Origin of the sequence: Neisseria sp. MVDL19-042950 (assembly GCF_030504625.1) — a bacterium.
Classification (GTDB): Bacteria; Pseudomonadota; Gammaproteobacteria; order Burkholderiales; family Neisseriaceae; genus Neisseria.
Genome location: NZ_JAUKWH010000001.1, coordinates 1 through 17,912 on the forward strand (window position 1 = coordinate 1; position 17,912 = coordinate 17,912).

Annotated in this window: 20 protein-coding genes and 3 tRNA genes; 7 read left to right on the forward strand and 16 right to left on the reverse strand. The window is 47.6% G+C overall.

Annotated features, from left to right (window positions below):
- Positions 1-312 precede the first annotated feature (312 nt).
- On the reverse strand, positions 313-2,079 hold the full coding sequence (gene cysI / locus Q0X97_RS00005; RefSeq protein WP_302065213.1) for an assimilatory sulfite reductase (NADPH) hemoprotein subunit: 1,767 nt from the start codon (positions 2,077-2,079) through the stop codon (positions 313-315).
- Between the two features lie 213 nt (positions 2,080-2,292).
- On the opposite strand from cysI, the gene Q0X97_RS00010 reads away from it, so the two are divergent.
- Entirely contained in the window at positions 2,293-2,922 is a 630-nt protein-coding gene (locus tag Q0X97_RS00010; protein ID WP_302065214.1) for an opacity family porin, read from the forward strand.
- 374 nt (positions 2,923-3,296) lie between these two features.
- Here Q0X97_RS00010 and Q0X97_RS00015 read toward each other — a convergent pair whose 3' ends face one another.
- The 3 genes from Q0X97_RS00015 to Q0X97_RS00025 form a co-directional block, all read right to left on the reverse strand.
- On the reverse strand, positions 3,297-4,373 hold the full coding sequence (locus Q0X97_RS00015; RefSeq protein ID WP_302065215.1) for an ATP-binding protein: 1,077 nt from the start codon (positions 4,371-4,373) through the stop codon (positions 3,297-3,299).
- A gap of 620 nt (positions 4,374-4,993) precedes the next feature.
- Positions 4,994-5,329: a type II toxin-antitoxin system HicB family antitoxin gene (locus Q0X97_RS00020; protein ID WP_302065217.1), complete on the reverse strand. Its 336-nt coding sequence runs from the start codon at positions 5,327-5,329 to the stop codon at positions 4,994-4,996.
- Positions 5,326-5,580 (reverse strand): type II toxin-antitoxin system HicA family toxin, encoded by a 255-nt coding sequence (locus tag Q0X97_RS00025; RefSeq protein ID WP_302065219.1) that lies wholly within the window; start codon positions 5,578-5,580, stop codon positions 5,326-5,328. Before Q0X97_RS00025 ends, Q0X97_RS00020 begins: the two co-directional genes overlap by 4 nt.
- Before the next feature lie 52 nt (positions 5,581-5,632).
- On the opposite strand from Q0X97_RS00025, the gene Q0X97_RS00030 reads away from it, so the two are divergent.
- Complete coding sequence (locus Q0X97_RS00030) at positions 5,633-5,788, forward strand: hypothetical protein (protein WP_302065221.1); 156 nt, start codon at positions 5,633-5,635, stop codon at positions 5,786-5,788.
- A gap of 176 nt (positions 5,789-5,964) precedes the next feature.
- On the opposite strand, the gene Q0X97_RS00035 is transcribed toward Q0X97_RS00030, so the two are convergent.
- The 12 genes from Q0X97_RS00035 to Q0X97_RS00085 all read right to left on the reverse strand — a co-directional run bounded on the left by Q0X97_RS00035 (position 5,965) and on the right by Q0X97_RS00085 (position 14,308).
- Complete coding sequence (locus tag Q0X97_RS00035; protein WP_302065223.1) at positions 5,965-6,186, reverse strand: hypothetical protein; 222 nt, start codon at positions 6,184-6,186, stop codon at positions 5,965-5,967.
- Positions 6,187-6,794: 608 nt separating this feature from the next.
- Entirely contained in the window at positions 6,795-8,771 is a 1,977-nt protein-coding gene (locus tag Q0X97_RS00040) for a DUF927 domain-containing protein (protein ID WP_302065224.1), read from the reverse strand.
- Complete coding sequence (locus Q0X97_RS00045) at positions 8,768-9,853, reverse strand: primase-helicase zinc-binding domain-containing protein (RefSeq protein ID WP_302065226.1); 1,086 nt, start codon at positions 9,851-9,853, stop codon at positions 8,768-8,770. The genes Q0X97_RS00040 and Q0X97_RS00045 overlap by 4 nt, the downstream gene beginning before the upstream one ends.
- Positions 9,854-10,033: 180 nt before the next feature.
- Entirely contained in the window at positions 10,034-10,198 is a 165-nt protein-coding gene (locus Q0X97_RS00050; RefSeq protein ID WP_302065227.1) for a hypothetical protein, read from the reverse strand.
- Entirely contained in the window at positions 10,195-10,416 is a 222-nt protein-coding gene (locus tag Q0X97_RS00055; RefSeq protein ID WP_302065229.1) for a hypothetical protein, read from the reverse strand. Before Q0X97_RS00055 ends, Q0X97_RS00050 begins: the two co-directional genes overlap by 4 nt.
- Positions 10,417-10,427: 11 nt before the next feature.
- The gene (locus Q0X97_RS00060) at positions 10,428-10,799 is read right to left on the reverse strand and encodes a S24 family peptidase (RefSeq protein WP_302065231.1); all 372 of its coding nucleotides are present in this window, start codon (positions 10,797-10,799) and stop codon (positions 10,428-10,430) included.
- Positions 10,800-10,801: 2 nt separating this feature from the next.
- A complete protein-coding gene (locus Q0X97_RS00065) occupies positions 10,802-11,353 on the reverse strand; it encodes a hypothetical protein (RefSeq protein WP_302065232.1) in 552 nt (183 codons plus the stop codon).
- Between the two features lie 116 nt (positions 11,354-11,469).
- Complete coding sequence (locus Q0X97_RS00070; RefSeq protein ID WP_302065234.1) at positions 11,470-12,069, reverse strand: hypothetical protein; 600 nt, start codon at positions 12,067-12,069, stop codon at positions 11,470-11,472.
- Positions 12,066-12,293 (reverse strand): AlpA family phage regulatory protein, encoded by a 228-nt coding sequence (locus tag Q0X97_RS00075; RefSeq protein ID WP_302065235.1) that lies wholly within the window; start codon positions 12,291-12,293, stop codon positions 12,066-12,068. Before Q0X97_RS00075 ends, Q0X97_RS00070 begins: the two co-directional genes overlap by 4 nt.
- A gap of 428 nt (positions 12,294-12,721) precedes the next feature.
- Positions 12,722-13,561, reverse strand: a complete 840-nt coding sequence (locus tag Q0X97_RS00080) for a tyrosine-type recombinase/integrase (protein WP_367881719.1) — start codon at positions 13,559-13,561, stop codon at positions 12,722-12,724.
- A gap of 48 nt (positions 13,562-13,609) precedes the next feature.
- A complete protein-coding gene (locus tag Q0X97_RS11875; RefSeq protein ID WP_367881720.1) occupies positions 13,610-13,939 on the reverse strand; it encodes an Arm DNA-binding domain-containing protein in 330 nt (109 codons plus the stop codon).
- A 284-nt stretch (positions 13,940-14,223) separates the two neighbouring features.
- Positions 14,224-14,308 (reverse strand) — tRNA-Leu (locus tag Q0X97_RS00085).
- A 163-nt stretch (positions 14,309-14,471) separates the two neighbouring features.
- Here Q0X97_RS00085 and Q0X97_RS00090 point away from each other — a divergent pair.
- The 5 genes from Q0X97_RS00090 (at position 14,472) to Q0X97_RS00110 (ending at position 17,843) form a co-directional block, all read left to right on the forward strand.
- On the forward strand, positions 14,472-15,143 hold the full coding sequence (locus tag Q0X97_RS00090) for a hypothetical protein (protein WP_302065237.1): 672 nt from the start codon (positions 14,472-14,474) through the stop codon (positions 15,141-15,143).
- On the forward strand, positions 15,136-15,726 hold the full coding sequence (gene ribA / locus Q0X97_RS00095) for a GTP cyclohydrolase II (protein ID WP_302065238.1): 591 nt from the start codon (positions 15,136-15,138) through the stop codon (positions 15,724-15,726). Before Q0X97_RS00090 ends, ribA begins: the two co-directional genes overlap by 8 nt.
- A gap of 127 nt (positions 15,727-15,853) precedes the next feature.
- Positions 15,854-15,929, forward strand: a tRNA-Val gene (locus tag Q0X97_RS00100).
- Between the two features lie 12 nt (positions 15,930-15,941).
- Positions 15,942-16,018: transfer RNA gene (locus Q0X97_RS00105), tRNA-Asp, on the forward strand.
- A gap of 259 nt (positions 16,019-16,277) precedes the next feature.
- Positions 16,278-17,843, forward strand: a complete 1,566-nt coding sequence (locus tag Q0X97_RS00110; RefSeq protein ID WP_302065240.1) for a transferrin-binding protein-like solute binding protein — start codon at positions 16,278-16,280, stop codon at positions 17,841-17,843.
- The last annotated feature ends 69 nt before the right edge of the window (positions 17,844-17,912 follow it).

The window sequence follows — 17,912 nt, forward strand, 5'->3', positions numbered from 1 at the left end:
TGGCCATGATGATTTCCTTGGGTAAGTGAAGAAAAAATAATGGGTTTTTAAATCAGCTTTTTATTAGTATTCCGTAGCTTCCGTTGCCGCAAGTATAGCCGATAAACCGGATGGTGGTGCAAGGCCGCCAATTATTTTCATCATTGCGGCACGGCTAAGGCTTTAAATTGTTTTGTTTATTTTGCTATCGGAAAGAATGCTGTTTAAAGGCCGTCTTAAAAGTTTTCAGACGGCCTTTGTTCAAAAACCGGACTGAACTTAAATCAGACCGGTTTTTTGCATAATTGTTCCTTTAATTTCGGTTGTATCGGGCTATGCCGCCCAAAAATCGCGTGGTGCATCCAGCACGGGCTTCACAATGCCGGTGCGCACGGCAAAGTCGCCGAAGCCTTCGTTGTTCAGACGGCCTTTTGCCCATGCGGCCAGCCAGCCGTCGATGATGTCCAAAATTTCCGGTTCGGTGATGTTTTCTTTAAACAGGCGCGGAATGCGCGTGCCTTCGCGGTTGCCGCCGGTGTAGAGGTTGTAGCGGCCTACCGCTTTGCCGACCAAGCCGATTTCGGCAATCATGGCGCGGCCGCAACCGTTGGGGCAGCCGGTGATGCGCAGCACGATATGCTCTTGCTGCAAGCCGTGTTTGGCAAACAGCGCGTCCAGCTTGTCGGTGAACTGCGGCAGGAAGCGTTCGGCTTCGGCCATCGCCAGCGGGCAGGTCGGCAGCGACACGCAGGCCATGCTGTGTTCGCGCTGCGGGGTAACGGCATCGCTGATTAAGCCGTGTTCGCGGGCAATGGCTTCGATTTTGGTTTTATCGCGCGGGGTAATGTTGGCCACGATCAGGTTTTGGTTGGCGGTGAGGCGGAAGTCGCCTTTGTGGACTTTGGCGATTTCGCGCATACCGGTTTTCAGCGGCCTGCCGGGGTAATCGAGCAGGCGGCCGTTTTCGATAAACAGGGTGAGATGCCATTTTTTGTCTTCGCCCTGTACCCAGCCGATGCGGTCGCCGCGCGAGGTAAATTCATACGGGCGCACGGGTTCGAACTTCGCGCCCATGCGGTTTTCCACTTCTTCGATAAACACGTCCACGCCCACGCGCTCGAGCGTGTAGCGGGTTTTGGCGTTTTTGCGGTCGCTGCGGTTGCCCCAGTCGCGCTGCACGGAAACCACGGCGGCGGCGGCATCGAGCGTTTTTTCCAGCGGCACGAAGCCGAATTCTTTGGCGGTGTTGGGATAGGTTTTGGTGTTGCCGTGTTCCATCGACAGGCCGCCGCCCACCAATACGTTGAAGCCGACCAGCTTGCCGTTTTCGCCGATGGCCACGAAGTTCAAATCGTTGGCGTGCAAATCGACGTCGTTGTGCGGCGGAATCACGACGGTGGTTTTGAACTTGCGCGGCAGGTAGTTTTTGCCGAGCACGGGTTCGGTGGCATCGCCACTTTTCACTGCGTCTTTCAGCGGAGCCGGTTCGGTGGTTTCGGTGGATTCGACTTTTTCGCCGTCCAGCCAGATTTCGGCATAGGCACGGGTTTTCGGCAGCAGGTGCTCGCTGATTTTTTTCGCCCATTCGTAGGCTTCTTTGTGCAGCCCGCTTTCAACGGGATTGCTGGTGCACAACACATTGCGGTTCACGTCGCCGGCGGTGGCGATGGAATCCAAACCGAGCTTGTGCAGCCATTGGTGCATGGGTTTGATGTTTTCTTTGAGCACGCCGTGAAATTGGAAGGTTTGGCGGTTGGTGAGGCGGATGGAGCCGTAAAGGGTGTGGTCGGTGGCGAATTCGTCGATGCCCAGCCATTGCGCGGGCTGGATGATGCCGCCGGGCAAACGGCAGCGCAGCATCACGTTTTTCAGCGGCTCCAGTTTCTGCTCGACGCGTTCGGCGCGGATGTCGCGGTCGTCCTGCTCATACATGCCGTGAAAACGGATCAGTTGGAAATTGTCGCCGTTGAAGCCTCCGGTGAGGCCGTCTGAAAGGTCGTTTTTAATCGTGCCTTCGAGATAGCGGCTTTGGTCTTTCAAGCGTTCGTTGTCGGCAAGCGGCGCGTCGGGGAGTTTGGCTCTGGGGTCGGCGGCGGTCATGAATGTTCCTCGGCTTTATTGTTGTGATGCCGATACTGTATCGAGGCCGTCTGAAAAAAGGAAAGAATGCTTGGTTTTAATGTAAGAAAGATTGGTTATATAAATTCCAATTTATGCTTATTAAATAATTAAATTGAGTGCAAAATTGTTTTGTCATATAATTATTACAGATAAAACATATATTTAACTTAAAAAATAATTCTGGAGTTTACAATGAAAACAAAAATCTTATTAGCGGTATTTTTTCTTTCCTCAGCGGTATCGGTTTACGCGGAATCGGGCATTTATTTGCAACCGGAGGTGGCTATCAGCAAAATAAAAATCGAAAGTGATAAAAATCTTCAGTATTCGAAAAGCAGTTTCAGCCCGCGCATCACTGCCGGATATGATTTCGGCAACAATTTTCGTATCGGGGTGGATTACACGCACTATCGGCCTTTGAATTTTTCCGATAGCGGAACGTTTAACTATAGAATCAAAAAATTAAAAACTACCATCAAATTGAAATATCAGGATGAAGGAAAAGTCGACTTTAAAAGCTTCGGTGTTTCTACCATCTATGATTTTCCGGTCAGCGAAAGAGTTAAACCGTATTTGGGTGTGCGTGTAGGGTTTAACCGTATTGAAGTAGAGGTGAAAAAGACTTTCCCGCAAGTAGGCAGAACAAAGCTCTTTCATAAAGAGAAAGACGGTGTAGGTGCGGGCGTATTGGCAGGAGTGGGATTTAAGATTAATGAAAAAATAACTTTAGATGCAGGATACCGATACAATTACTGGGGCAAATTCCAAGATGTAAAATTACATAGAAACGAATTTTCTACCGGCTTACGCATAAAATTCTAAGGGATTATCTCAAGATAACCGAAGGCGTTTGAGCCAAACAAAACAAGCCGTCCTGTTTTCCGCTGCATTCCCGATTATTTTTCAACGGCAGAAAACAGGGCGGCTTGTTTTTTGTTTAGTTTTCTATTTAATTTAGGTCGAGTTTTATCGTTCCTTAGCCGTTGTTTATGTTTTCAGTTCTAAATGTAAATGTGTTTCTTCTGTTTTAAACTTAATTTTAAAAATTCTTTTTTAAGTTCTGGTTTAAGATTTTCAAGAATGGTTTTAACACTCTGTGATTTTTTTAGTATCCATTTTCATGTTTCCCAAAAAATTTATTTCCTACTATTCGATAAACTGCCCATACCGACTATAAACTTCCATTTCAGACGGCCTCACTTGATGTTTTCAATAACCCAAATTTTGAATATGGGGCTGTTGATGATTAATTTGCCGCTGGTATCCCGACTTATCCAATCGTGCCTTTCCATACGCCTGATTGCACCTTGCGTGCTGCTGCTGCTGATGGATTTCACGCCCAGCATTGCCGCGTATCTCTTACGGCTTTCGCTGCTGTACGGGCTTGCATCAGGGTTTGTAGCAATGTCACGGATAATAGCCCGTTCCAGCGGTTTCATTTGCTGCCATTGGTTCACTTCGTTGTGGTTCGCCCCCAGTTCTTCAATTCTGCCTGCAGCGGCTGCTTCCAAGCTTGCAGACGGGCTCAATATCATGTCTTGAATGATGGCACGCATATACATCGGGGTATGGTGCAAGCGTTCGAACAAGCTGTATAGCTCTGTTTTGTCGATCGAATTTCCCGTTCTGTCTTGGTAAACGTCTGCTAAAAAATCCGTAAAATCTTTTCCCAGCAAAGGAAAATCCAAAGCATGGGCAAAATGGAAAAACGGGGCTTTGTTGTCGTTGAACATAGCGCGCAAGCCGTTGGTGCTGCTGCCTGTGAAGATGGCCTTGATTTTGTTTTGATTGACATCAAGCCCTGTTCGGAATGACCTGATTAGGCCGTCCGTATCAGGCAGGCGCGCCAGCTCTTGAATTTCGTCCAGCAATAAAAGGGTAGGGCGGTTGTCTGCGGCAATCAGGGTAAGCAGGTCGGATAAGCGGGGGATTTCGGCTTTGTTTGTTTCGCGCTCCAAGCCCACGCTCATGATTTCGATTTTGCTGATGCTGCTTAAAAAGGTTTTGGCTTTGTTTCCCGTTTGGATGCTTTGAGCGAATTGATATAAGGCCGTCTGAAAATCAGCACTGGGGTTGGTGCTGTCCATAAATGAAAAGTAAAACACGTTAAGGCCGTTTTCCTCGGCCAACGGTAATACGTCTTGCAATAGAAACTGCGTCTTACCCATGCGGCGCGGTGCAAACAAGGTAAAAGCATGAGTGATGCCGTCTTTCAGGCTGTTGATAAGCTTGCGGGCATATTCCCTGCGGTGGAAAAACAAGGGGTCTTTCATGGCTGTTTGCATCTGATTGGATAACGTTATACGTAATTATACACAATATGTATAATCGAACAATGTTTATATAAAATTAGCTAATTAAAATGAAAAATACCGGCAACAGGGCTGGTGTGGATGTTTTCAGACGGCCTCATAGCCTTTCTCATCTTCAATCATGATTGATGTGGCGATAGGGTTTTCTGTTTGCCGTCGAGCTTGAAGTTAAGTTGCCGCCACCCGATAACTTTTGAATTTTATCGATGAGCTTTAAGTGCTTTATTTGTCGGGTATTTAGGACATTTGGGGGTATTTTTGAGTAGTATTTTTTTAGATACCCTGAAATATACCCCATATTTTTGTTGATTTAATAATACGGGTGTAGATTGATGTAGATAACAAAGGTCGTCTGAAACAGCTCTTTATCAGTTTGAAAGCCTTGCTGGGCTTGGTTTTTTGTGTATTGGGGTAGATGGGTATAGACGTAAAAAAACAGCCCGTAAAGGCTGTTATTTTTGTAGGGTGGTGAAGGAGAGACAATAACTTTTAATTTAAGCTTATGATTTTATTGTAGATAAAAATTATAAAATTTAAAAGCACCAACAAAAGCACCAACATTTTTGCAAACTCACTCGATTTCAGGCATGGGCGGATTGGCTGATTGCACGGTTTACCCACTCATTAAGGCTGATATTTTGCGCCGCCGCCGCCGCTGCCGCCGCTGCATGGGTTTCAGGGCTTACCCGCACATTAAAGCGGCCTGAATACTGTTTATACGGCTCAATGCCTTTTTCTTTGCACACATCGAGAAAAACCGACAAACTGGCCGCCCCTTCTTTGTGCAAGTCTGCCACGTTATCGGCGTAAAAATCCGCCCCGCCGTTAAGGCCGACAAACTCGCCGCGCAGTAACTCGGTTTCAGGATCGTATTGAATAATAGCTTTATGGCCGTTGATTTCCATTACATTGTTCATGGCTTTACTCCGTTTTCTTCCAACCATTTACGCACGCTCGCAACCGCGCCTTTATCCGTATCAGGGCTTGGATGTGGCCTATGAAACACTTTCACTTGCCCGAAAAGGATGACCGCTATACGGCTGCCCTCCCTTTCTTGAACTTCCGCGCCCAATTCGATAAACAGGGCTTCAATATTCGCCCATTTGATGCTGCCGGATACGGGACGGCTGAATATTAAAGCAAGCGTTCTTTGGTGTTTCTTTTTCATAAAAACAAAATGGCACTAATATTTAGTACCATTCTAAAACAAGGCGGGCTGTATGGCAACCTTAACCGCTGTCATGGGGCAAGGGACGGCCGCATTTTTAGGCCGTCTGAAACCATTGAAAACCACGCAACAAAATATCAAAAAGTTAATGTTAATCAGGCTGTTAAAGAATACCTTTAACAACTCTCCACGGAAAAAAATTCTGTGAATGGGAGGGCGGGCGGTCTAGGAAACATAGACTGTCTGAACTTTTAACACCCCCTACCTATTCAACAAAAGCAAGGAAGGAAGCTATACACCCGCTACACTTCACAAAAAACGCGGTGCGAATTACCCGCATGAATCAAACCCCTGAAAGTACCTTAAGCCCTTAATTCATAAGGTTTATACCGTTAATCTGAATAGACGGCCTTTTCCTTTTGCCTGCCCGTAGATATAGCCGTCCACGATACGCATAGCCGTTATCTTCAATACCGTTTCACGCCCGCCCAATTCTTCTTCATCAACGGGTCGGATAACACCGCAGATACTCAATACGCTGCCCTGCTCGTACTGCATTAAGTCATGGCATAGTTTACGGTCAAAGGCGATAACGTCGGCATTCATTTCAACCGCCTGCAGATTGCCCGCCGCGTATCCGTATACCGACATCTTGGCTATCAGGTAGTCTGTTCCCCGCCTTGTTTTTAACATTTTGGGCTTTAATTGCAGTTTTCCGCTTACGATTCCATCTATCATATTGATTTACCTTGATTTATTGAAAAGCAGAATATTTTTAAATTTCATATATACACAAATATGGTAGGAAAGGTAGGAAAAGTCGGAAACATAAATATATTCAATAACTTATAATTTCAAAAAGTAGGAAAATCAGTAGGAAAAGCACTTTTCAAGGTAGGAAAAGCCGACCATGCCGCCCCCATTTCGGACGGCCTTAACCGCCATCGGCAGACGGGTTTAAACCGTTGTCCAAACAATCCGCCAACCGCATGGAAACCCGCCCTAAGGCTTAAGTTTTAAGCCTTTCCTACCTTTCCTACCGCTTTCCTACCAATTTCCTACTTTTGCTTGCTTTTTTAAAATCTCATTAGCCATTGATTAATATAGGTTTTTATGAATAAATAAAAACTGTTTCCTACCTTTCCTACCTTTTAGGCTGTTTCTCGCGTGATAGCGTTTTTTTCACACCAGCCCCAAAGCTTGCCCCGCTTTCGTTATTCCCCGCCGTCGGCGGCACGGCAGGCGGCATCTTCCCATTCATCGGGGGGAACATCGCCGCTAAAGCAATACATACGCTTTGCCCCGACAAATTGGGAATCAACGGCTTTTTTGGGTATGGGATACTTGGTATTCTTACCGTCTTTCTTCAGCCAACCGCAATCCGCCAGCACATGACACACCTTACGCACATCAAAACCCTTGCAAATATGCTCTTCAAAGGCTTTATCCGTAATGTAATAGCAAGGTCTTGCCGCGCCGCCGCGCTCGTAGCTGGAAGGAACATAAAAGCCCCAAAACTCAAAATAATCCGCCTGATAATCCCCGCCGACACCCGCAGAAGCCAAATTGACAAAATGTTTACCGCTTCTGCCATGCCCCTGTAAAAAATCACGCGCGTTTTTACGAATCTGCATATCTTCGCGGTTTCCGCCGCCATCGCGCTCAAACCAAGCCGAAAAACACGACAACACCCCGGTAAAGCCCGCGCCCTTATCAAAGCCCGTAACGCCCCATTCTGCCGCCAACTCCAACGCAGCCGCCGCCAAAATAAACCGCTTGGCCGCGCGGGCAGGCTGATTACTCAAATCAGGCGGCAACATGGCTTCAAATTCCTGCTGCAATGCTTTAATCCGTGCTTTCACGGCTTCGCAATCCTGTTTCAGACGGCCTACCAGCTCGGATAAATACGCCCTGTACACATGGCCGTAACAGCTTTTTGCCGCTTCTTCCAAGTGCGTAGCCAAAGCCCGCCCGTCTGAAAAGCCGTGCAGGGTATCGAATACGCCGTAGCCTTTGCCCGCATCGGCAGGAATAGACGGCAGGCGCACCGCTTGCCCTGCATTCAGCTCAAAGCCTGCCGCCCGTAAATAGCTCTCCAAGTCAAATTCCCCCGTAGAAACGGCGGCCACAGTCCAACTCAACCGCGCACGGTTGCCGCCTTTGGCCGCGCCCTGCAGTTTCTGCACACCGTTAAAAATCGAATAGGCAACATCTTTAGCGGTTTTCGGGTCGGCTTCGCTGATTTCGTCCAAAAAAAGCAGGCCGTCATTGTTGGCTGCCGCTTCGTTGTCGAAGCCTAAAGACGTACCCTTCCACTGCACCTTAATGCGGGTCGGCTCGCCCAATGCGGAAACGGCGATCAGGCCGGATATGCTCTTGCCGATTGAAGAACTGCCGAAAAAATGAAACCCGCCCGATTCCTGTTTCATCAATTTAAGCAGCGGGGCGGCGAATACCATACCCAAAGCCAGCAAGGGGCGGCTGTTGCCGCTTACATAACGGCCGATTTCCGCCCGCCATTGCTCCAAACTGCCTGCCGTCTGAAACGCTTCCCGCTTGCTGGTATCGCCGATATAGATAACCTTGTTTTCAGGGTTGCCGATAATTTCCCCGCTCGGCAGGACATACGCGCTGAAAGCGTTATCACACCAGCCGCCGCGCTTCACAATCCGCCAATCTTCGCGGCTGCCGTCCCATTGGATATAATCGGCCAGCAAGCCCATTGCTGCGCCGCTCTGCTTAACGCCTATACCCAAACTCCGCAGAAATTCCCACCCGTCAGGCCGCCCGACAATGCCTAGCGGCATCGCTTCACGCTGCCGTTTGCCGTTGCGTTTAAACTCGATAACGCGGTATTCCAAGCCTTCCAAATCCTGCCCGCGCCCGATAATGCGGAAAGGGTCGGATAACTTAACGGGCTTCTTCCAATGCTCGATACCGTCTTTATCCACGCCGACACCGTAGTACCATACGCCCGCCGACAAACTGCTGTTGCTTTCCACAACATCGTAAAACGGCTCTATCGGCGTACCGTCTGCCGACTGAATGTCCGCCAATGCGTCAAAATCGCTTTCAGGCGCGTTTTTACGGCTCTTGCCCGTCTTACCCTTAACCATGCGCAGCTTGACTTTATTTTCGCCGTTTTGGCCGTCTGAAACGCCCTTGCCGTTGTTTTTGGTTTCGTCCGTCATACCGCCGCTCCTTTCCGCACTTGCGCCGCCAACACGTCCAGCGCGTCCGCGCCCATGCCGTCAGGCTGCCAAATCTTGATACTGTCTAAGTCTTTCTGATATTTGCGCTGCAAAGCCCGCGCCGCATTTATGCCCGTGCCGTTAGCATCGTTATCGGCAATAATCACAAGCTCGCGGATACCGTCGGGCAATACCAGCGATTGAATGCCGTGCGCCGAACCGCACGCCCACATAGGCACACCCGATACATAACGCGCCGCAAAAGCCGTTTCTATGCCTTCGCACACGCCCAAAACGCCGTTTTCAGGCTCAAACAGCCGTATGGCCGCGCCCGTAAGGCTGCCCGCCCCTGCACTCCGCATTTTCTTAGCGGGCAGACGCTCGCGGGTTTTCGGGTCGAACAACGCCGCTTTCATGGGCAAATCGTTGTATGAGGCCGTCTGAAAATAAGTGATATGCAAGCCGCACGGCTTGCCCGCTATATCCTGAAACAGCCCTACCATTGCGGGGAAATGCCCCAATACCCGCCCATCGTGCCAATAACACAGCCGTTTATGCAGGCGCAGGCCGTCTGAAACGGGTAATTTTTCAGGCAGGGGAATCCCGCGCCCGTACAGATAATCGCCTATGATGCCGTCCGTATCCCACGGCAGGGATTCAGCCCACAAAGTAAGCAGGCGTTCGATTCTTTTCTTGCCGTCCTGCTCATTATCGGCAGGCTTCGGCGGGATTTTCGCCACGGCGGGGGCAATATGGCCGCCGTCCAAACCCAATACCACGGCCACGGCCTTAACCGCCTCCGCAAACGTATAGCCGTACACCAGCATCAGCAAATCAAAGCCGCTGCCCCCGTCGGGCGTGCAATGGTTGCAGATAAAACCACCGCCCTGTTTGTGGTCGGTAAAGCGGAAACGGTCTTTTCCCCCGCATGACGGGCAGGGCTGGTGTTTGCGGGTATCGGTGTAGTTTTCCGGCACACCCAAAGCCCGCAGGATTTCAGGCCAACGCCCCCGCGCCGCTTCTTTCACATCGGCAAGGCGGTAAGACGGCCTGTTTTGATGGTTTTCTGTTGATTTAGTCATAATTTTGCCTTTCTTAAGGCTGAAAGCCCCCTACCTAGTGCGTAAAACATGCGCTAGGGGCTTAAATCTGCAAAATTAGGGGGGGGTAATGATTGGATAATGGGGTAGGTATCTGAAAGCGGAAATGCGCTTAAAACGCAAAATAGGCGCATTTACGCATTTCCGCATCTTCAGACGGCCTTATCCGCCGCCACGGCACAAACACACCGCCCATTTGCCGCTTGCAAGCTGTATCAGGCATAAACGGCTGTAAGCGGCATCATTAGCAAGGCTTGCCGCATAACGGGCGGCTTCGTCTGCCGTTTCTGCTTCGTGCAGGCTGGATAGAACGCAGATAGTCATCATGGCGCACCTCCGTTAAGGCCGTCTGAAACGCTTTCAGGCGCATCAAAGGCTATGCCCCGCTGGTGTTGCTCATGAATACGGAATACCAGCCATTGACTGCCGTCTTTCAACATGCCGAACCTAACCGCCGGATAGCAGTCGGTAAGGCCGTCTAAGGCTTGGCAGGCGGCTGTAAAGCCCGCATGGGCATGATGGGGCGTGATATACAGTGGATTCATTGCCCACCCCCTTACAGTTCGTGCAGGCGGTAAAGCCGTTTTACCCGCCCCAAAAAGGCCACATCATCGGGCTTGGCTATATCGGATTGATAAAGCTCATTGTCGCAAATCAGATGAAACCCTTTCGGGGAACGGGCAACACGGCGCAAAATCGGCTCGTCGATACCGCGTACCATAACCAAATACACGCCGCAGCCTTGATAGCTTTCACACGGCAAAAGGCCGACAACATCGCTTTTCAGAATCGCAGGCTTCATACAGTCCGATTCAGGCCGGTACATCACCAAATCCAAGCCGCCAAAATCGCCCATGCCGTGAAAAATCTGCTTCTCTTGCTGATTGCTTTGATGGTTTTCGTATAAACGGATAGCTTGAGAATTCATAATTACACTTCCCCGCTAATCACATTGCACACCGTCCAGCGCGTGCCGTTTTGCACGATATTGAAGCGGTAGTCGTTGCTGTTGGAAGCCGTCAGGCGGTCGATAAAGCGGCCTGCATCGGCCAAAGAATCAAAAGAACGGATAGAACGGGAAATAAGCGGGCGTGAATAGCCCTTACGGATTTTACGCATGATATGTACCTTTTCACGTTGGTTTTTAATGCCCCGTTTCACGCTGTCAAACGTGAGGGCGGGGAACAAAAGGAACGGGTTGACAGACTGGACAACGTGTTTCCAGCAGGCGTAAAGCCTCCCGTTCCCCTGTTCCCCGTAGGAAAAGGTACAGCAAGGGAATGCAGACGTAAAAACGCCGCCCGATAAGGGATAACGGCGGCTTGTCTGCCACGTTGTATTAGGGCTGTCAAACCCTGCCGCTTGATTGAAAGCAGCGGATTCATTTTGCAACCGTCTGATTAAAACGTCAAGCAGGATACGGCGGTTTACGCCCATATCGACCGAAAATGCTTGATATGTTGATAAAAACTGCATTAACATAATGTTTCCTTTGAATCACAATCAAAGTTTTCCAAGCCGTTTTTGGCTACCCCCTAACCAAGCCGCCTTGCCTGTTTCAGGTTTGGCGGTTTTGGTTTTCATGGCTGCCACGGCACTCATTGCACAATCCCTTGATGAGAAAGCATAGGCCGCTTGTGTTTCAGGCATTGGGCGATTTCCTTAAAAAAATCCGCAAGCTGTTTATCAAACACGGTTTGCTCACACCAGCCGTGATGCACCAGTGATACGCCTTTTTGCGTCATTTCCACCGCCAACACTTCAAATTGCGCCCACGACATTGCCGCTAAATATTCACGGTCTCGAAAAAGCAGCGAAGCAATACGGCTGATTAATTCCAACTGCACTTTTTCAGGCGCAAACGCTCCATCAGCGATAAAACCGATACTGCTCTTACTTTGTTTGTTGCCCGCCGCTTCGATATACAGCCATTCACGCGCCGCGACTAATGATTCCGAATCGGTTACACGGTCAACCCGTATAGCGGTAGGCAAATGCCCGTATGGGTCGGCAAAAAAGGAAAGAAAGCGCGTTTGGCCACCATTTAGCCGTTTAAACCCTTCACGGTTATCATCAGGCGCACCACAGCGCACAACATACATCAAGTCATCAGGTTCTTTTGCACAGCCCGCCGATACACGCGCTACATAAACCGTCAAAAAATCATCTAAATCGCCCAACTGCATAGCGTTTTTCATGCCTTCGCCCCTTGCTGGTGTTGTTTTCGGCTCGCAGAAATGCGCTTATCAATCCATGCCTGTATCTCTTGCTCAATCCAAGCCACCGAATTACTTGCAATACGAACGGGGCGGGGAAATTCAGGGTCATAACGGGCATCTTTTGGGTTCATCTTGCAGTAAATGGAGCTCCGACTTAATGCCGTTGCTTTTTGTACATCGCGCAATTTAATTAAAGTTTTCATGTATAAAACTCCAATAAAAAAAGCCGCACGGGGCGGCAGAAATGAAAAAAGCCCGCATGAAAACACGCAGGCCGCTAAAAACAATTTAAAAATATTAATTTATATACAGAAAATCCGTTATTTCAAAACTTAATCATTACGGCGAATCCGCCGTTTCTATTGCGTCCATATCCCGCTTAAACTTCCATGCTTCAACATCCGAACGTCTCCACATATATTTTTTACCGCCAATCGGAACAGACGCAGGAAAGCAGGCAGGGAATAGCCTTGTTTTGCCGTTGTGTAGGTATTTACACAAAACAAAACCGACTCAATCAAGTCGGTTGCATTTCTGTATTGCATCGCATGGACGCAAAAATAACAGCTTTCCTGAATTACATATTAAAAGTTACACGGTGTCAAGAAATTTACAGTATTCCATACTGTTCTTAGCCAATACTGTTCTTAACCAACCCCCGCGCTTCATCATAGCGGGCGCGTAAATAATCCGAATACCATTGCATCATTTCGCGCCGCTCGGCCATATAGTCCGTGCGGTTATAGGCGGCTCTGATTTTGTTATCGTCGATATGGGCTAACTGCCGTTCGATTGCGTCGGGGTTATAGCCCTGTTCGTTTAGTAGGCTGCTAGCAAGGCTTCGGAATCCGTGCGGTGTCGCAATGCCTTTATAGCCCATATTGTTAATGATTTTGCCCGCCGTGTTTTCGCTGATATGGCCGTCTATGGCGGTGCGGCTGGGGAATAGAAACGGGCTGTGCCCCGTTATGGCGTGCAGTTCTTTCAGTAGCTCAAGCGGCCAATCTGCCAGCGGGATAACGTGCGGTCGGGGGCGTTTCATGCGCTCTGCCGGTATCGTCCATATTTTCTTATCAAAGTCGATTTCCTGCCATTTGCCGCCGCGTATTTCGGTATTGCGGGCAAAGCAAAGCATGATCAGCATCACACATATACGGTTTTGTTGGTGTGTATCGGCCAATATCAAACGGCGGTAAAACTCCGTCAGTTGTTCACGGGGCAGGGCGGGCATGTGTGCCGCTTCTTTTTTCGGTAAATAGCCGACAAGCGGGGCGGCTGGGTTGCCGTCTGTCAGTTCCAGCAAGGCGGCATGGTTGAAAACGCTGCCTATCCATTGCCTGATTTTTTCCGCCGTTTCCAATGCGCCCCGCGCGGCGATATGCTCGATTACGGCCTTAATATCGCTTACCCGCAGTTCTTTAATCGAGCGGTTGCCGATATGTGGGAAAACGTCCGATTCAAAATACTGCATGATACGGGCGGCGTGTTTCTCTTTCCAGCGGGGCAGGTTCTTGGTGTGTCATTGCTTCGTTACCGCTGCAAAGGTATTCAGTAGGGCGGCTTGCCGCTCTTGTTTGGCCTGTTGCTTGGCTTGGCTGGGATTAATACCTTTTGCCAAGTTATTTCGAGCTTGCTGGTGTTGTTCCCTTGCTTCAGCCAAGCCTATATCGGGGTATTTGCCGATTCTCAGTGATTGCTGTTTGCCGTCAAAGCGATAGTTATAAACAAAATATTTTGTTCCGCCGCGTGAAACGGCGTTGACTACCAAGGAAAGCCCGCCGCCATCGGATAAGGTTTGTTTTTTATCGATCGGTTTGATGCGTTTTATTTGCAAGTCGTTTAGCGGCATAGCGGTTATGTTGGTGCTTTGGATATTGAGTGAAGTACCCGTGTTATGGGGATTTTAAAAGAAATGTTGGTGCTTTTTCCGCCATCTTGCCATGTACCCAACAAAAGCACCAACATTTTTTTGTTGATTTAGTAAGATGGGTGTAGATTGATGTAGATAACAAAGGTCGTCTGAAACAGCTCTTTATCAGTTTGAAAGCCTTGATAGGTTTGGTTTTTTGTGTATTTGGGTAGATGGGTATAGATGTAAAAAAACAGCCCGTAAAGGCTGTTGTTTTTTGAGTTTGGTGCGGAAGGAGAGACTCGAACTCTCACACCTTGCGGCGCTGGAACCTAAATCCAGTGCGTCTACCAATTTCGCCACTTCCGCTGTAGGCAAGTGTATTATTATACTGGAAGTAGAGTGAAATGCAAGATTATCGTTACTTGAAAAACGGTATAATGGGCTTCATTTAGATGCTTGATACAGGCCGTCTGAATAGTTTTCAGGCGGCTTCAATGTATTAGAGATGTTTTCGGAAAGAAGAAAGATTATGCCCGTTTTGTTGATTCAGGATTATTTGCAGACGCAAGGACTGCGTTTGCCGAGAGATGAAGTGCGTGTTGCTTATTTAGCCACTCAGGCAGTGATTAATATCGGTAATGCGTCAATAGACCGTTCGGTCTTATGGTATATCAACGACGAAGTGGTTTTATCGGAATATATAGAGCAAAATTCTGAAAATGAAGCTTTATTAAAAAAGATTTTTATGGCTTTAGATTCGGTATTCAGCCGTAATCAAAATGTTCAAAGTGTGGCAATTTATGCTTTGATGTCGTCTGAAAACAATGAGCCTTATTTGTTACGTTTGGTGCAGCAAGGGAAAGGGATTGAGCAGAAGGTTCCAGTAAATGAAGAAAATGGCTGTTTCTATCTGCCCGCGCGGACAGCGCAAACGGGATGGTTGAATATCGTAGATGATGTGGCGCACTGGCAGGAGCAGGAGGAGCTGCAAGGCTCGCATCATACGCGTAGTCAGAGTCAAATTTCACTGCCGATATGTACAGAAAGTGGTGCAGTTTTAGGCGTGCTACATGCGGAATATGCCGATAAAACAGCGGTAAATGAAGCTGCACAAATAGATTGGGTGGCGTTGTCGTTGGCTTTAATCGAGCCTATGAAGGCTTTGTTGAAATACGAATCACAGGAAGAAAAAAATGACTAAACCGGTTAAATTTATTGCCGCCTGCCGCCTGCCAACTGAATGGGGAGTGTTTACATTACATGGTTTTGAAGAAGTATCCGGAGGGCAAGAACATGTCGCTTTGGTAATGGGGGATATTACGGATGGGGCACCGGTTTTGGCGCGAGTGCATTCCGAGTGCCTTACCGGTGATGCATTGTTTTCGCAAAAATGTGATTGCGGTCCGCAACTTCAGGCTGCTATGCAAGTTATTCAAAAAGCAGGGCGGGGTGTGATTGTGTATTTGAGACAAGAAGGGCGGGGGATCGGATTGATCAACAAAATCCGCGCATATCAACTGCAAGATCAGGGGTTGGATACTGTGGAAGCTAATGTAGCATTGGGGTTGCCTGTGGATGCACGGGATTTCACATTGGCCAAGCATATTTTTGAGCATTTGGGTGTGAGGGAAATTAATCTTTTAACCAATAATCCTGAAAAAGTTCAAGTGCTTACAGATGCCGGTATTAAAATTGTGAACCGTGTACCGTTACAGGTCGGTGAAAATGCTGAAAATGAGCGGTACTTGAATACAAAAGCAGAAAAATTGGGACATTGGTTTTAAAGTGGAGGTTATTTGGAATTAATTGCATTTAAATTTCAGATATTTATTGAATATTGCAAAAACAGGTAATAAAAAAAACTTGCATGAAATTCGGAAATTTGATTTAATCACGTTTTCGCAACGATACGGGTGATTAGCTCAGTTGGTAGAGCGTCTGCCTTACAAGCAGAATGTCGGCGGTTCGACTCCGTCATCACCCACCAAGTTTCTTGTGCGGAGTGGTAGTTCAGTTGGTTAGAATACCGGCCTGTCACGCCGGGGGTCGCGGGTTCGAGCCCCGTCCACTCCGCCAACTCAAATAAAAAAGCACCGATGATTTCGGTGCTTTTTTGCGTTTTTTAAAATATAACTGTTTGATTCCCATATATTTAAAATTATTTAGTTAGATTTGTTGCAAAATTGATATATAAAGATTGAAAAAATAACGATATTTGTTAATGACGTTTGTTTTGTTGGGATTTTAGTTTAAAATTCGTACAATTTTGTTATGAAATGTAATGCAAGGGCGGTTAAGCCACTTGCCCACTTAAATCCACAATAAAGGGGATGTTATGTCTAAAAAAATGTCTGCTAAACATATCGCATTAACTGTAATCTGTGCTGCCATGCTCGCAGCTTGTGGAGGAGGCGGTGGTGATCCGCTGAATACGCAGTTGGTTGAAAATGCCAGAGCCGCACGCAACGTGATGGATCAGATTGAACAACTGGATGCGCCTGAAGAAATTACTATTGAAGACAAGCAAGCTGTCGAAGCTGCTTTGGCCGGTTTCAGAAAATTAGGTCCGGCAGAAAGATCTTTGGTAAGTAAAGAACTATTAGAAAAATTAAATGCCGTTGTCCAAGCTCTGGAAACTGCAGGAAATGTTGGTGTACCTCCTTCGGCTGACGGTAGCTTAGGTGAAGCAATTACCGATAATAAAAGCCTTGAGCCGTTAAACCTGCCTACCCCGCTGCATACTTCGTTTATTTCTTCTGCCGGAGCGCAGCAACATAATCCGCATATGCAATTGCGCACAGTGAACGGAAAACCTGCGTTAGTGGATACTCAAATCGGTTTGATCCGCAGTTTGGCTTCCAACAAAAATAGTGCTGTTGTAATCGATGGAGTAGTGTTGAATAACACTACTGCGGGTGATAATGCAACTGAAGTCAGCTTTGCCACACCTCATTCCGGTATTGGTAAAGCTTTTTCCAGTGGTACTTCCAAAGAGGATATCAGTGCTCAGACAGGTGATGAACCTAATACCGTTTTCTCGCCGGTTAAAACTTCTTTAGATAAAGTAATTGAAGCAAATTACGTCAAGCTGAAAGCCGCTAAAGAAGCACTAGAAAAAGCAGAAAAGGCTTTAGCTAAGGCTGAAAAAGATAAGGTAGATGCAGAAGCTTTGGCTGATGCTAAAAAAGCCAAAGATGAAGCATTGAAAGAAAAAGTAAAAATTGAAAATACTTACAATAAAGATCGCGCTGTACGTGAAGAGCTCGCTAAAGAGTTCACTGGTACTGTTAATAATCTTGCCTACATTAAAAAAGATAAAGATAACTTAGTATTCAACAAAGCGTTCGATGGTGTTTATATCATCCAATTTAATGATGGCACGCAAGTTGTGTTGCATGACTCTGCTGCAGCCGGTTGGACTTATCAAACTTTTGCCCATTATACGGATACACGAAATGGTGTTACCCATGCTTATCAAAGCTTGGGTGATGAAACGCCGATTGCTTCAATACCTAAAGCAGGTACCGCCACTTACCGTGGGTTGACTACGGCTTATCTTCGCGAAGGGAATGAAAATCTCCGGCTTACTGCAGATGTAACTGCGGTTGCCGATTTTGCCAAGAAAGCTTTACGTTTTGAAACCAGCAATTCGCACTTCCATGCTTTGGCAAACGGTGTGCGTGTTTCCAGCAAAGCTGACGAATACGATATGAAAGGCTCGGCAGTTTGGACAGACAACAGCAACAGTTTTAAAGGCGAGGTTAATACTGCCAATAAAGCGATGACCGGTACGTTAAATGGTAAATTCTATGGTGCCAATGTTGCTGAAATCGGCGGTACTTATGGCTTGTCGGGCAAGGATAAGCAATTGATCGGCGGTTACGGCGCGAAACGACCATAAATTGTTTTTTCCGAATGAAACCGCTTGAGCAATTCAGGCGGTTTTACTTTGTTGGGTTTATGCGGGTTG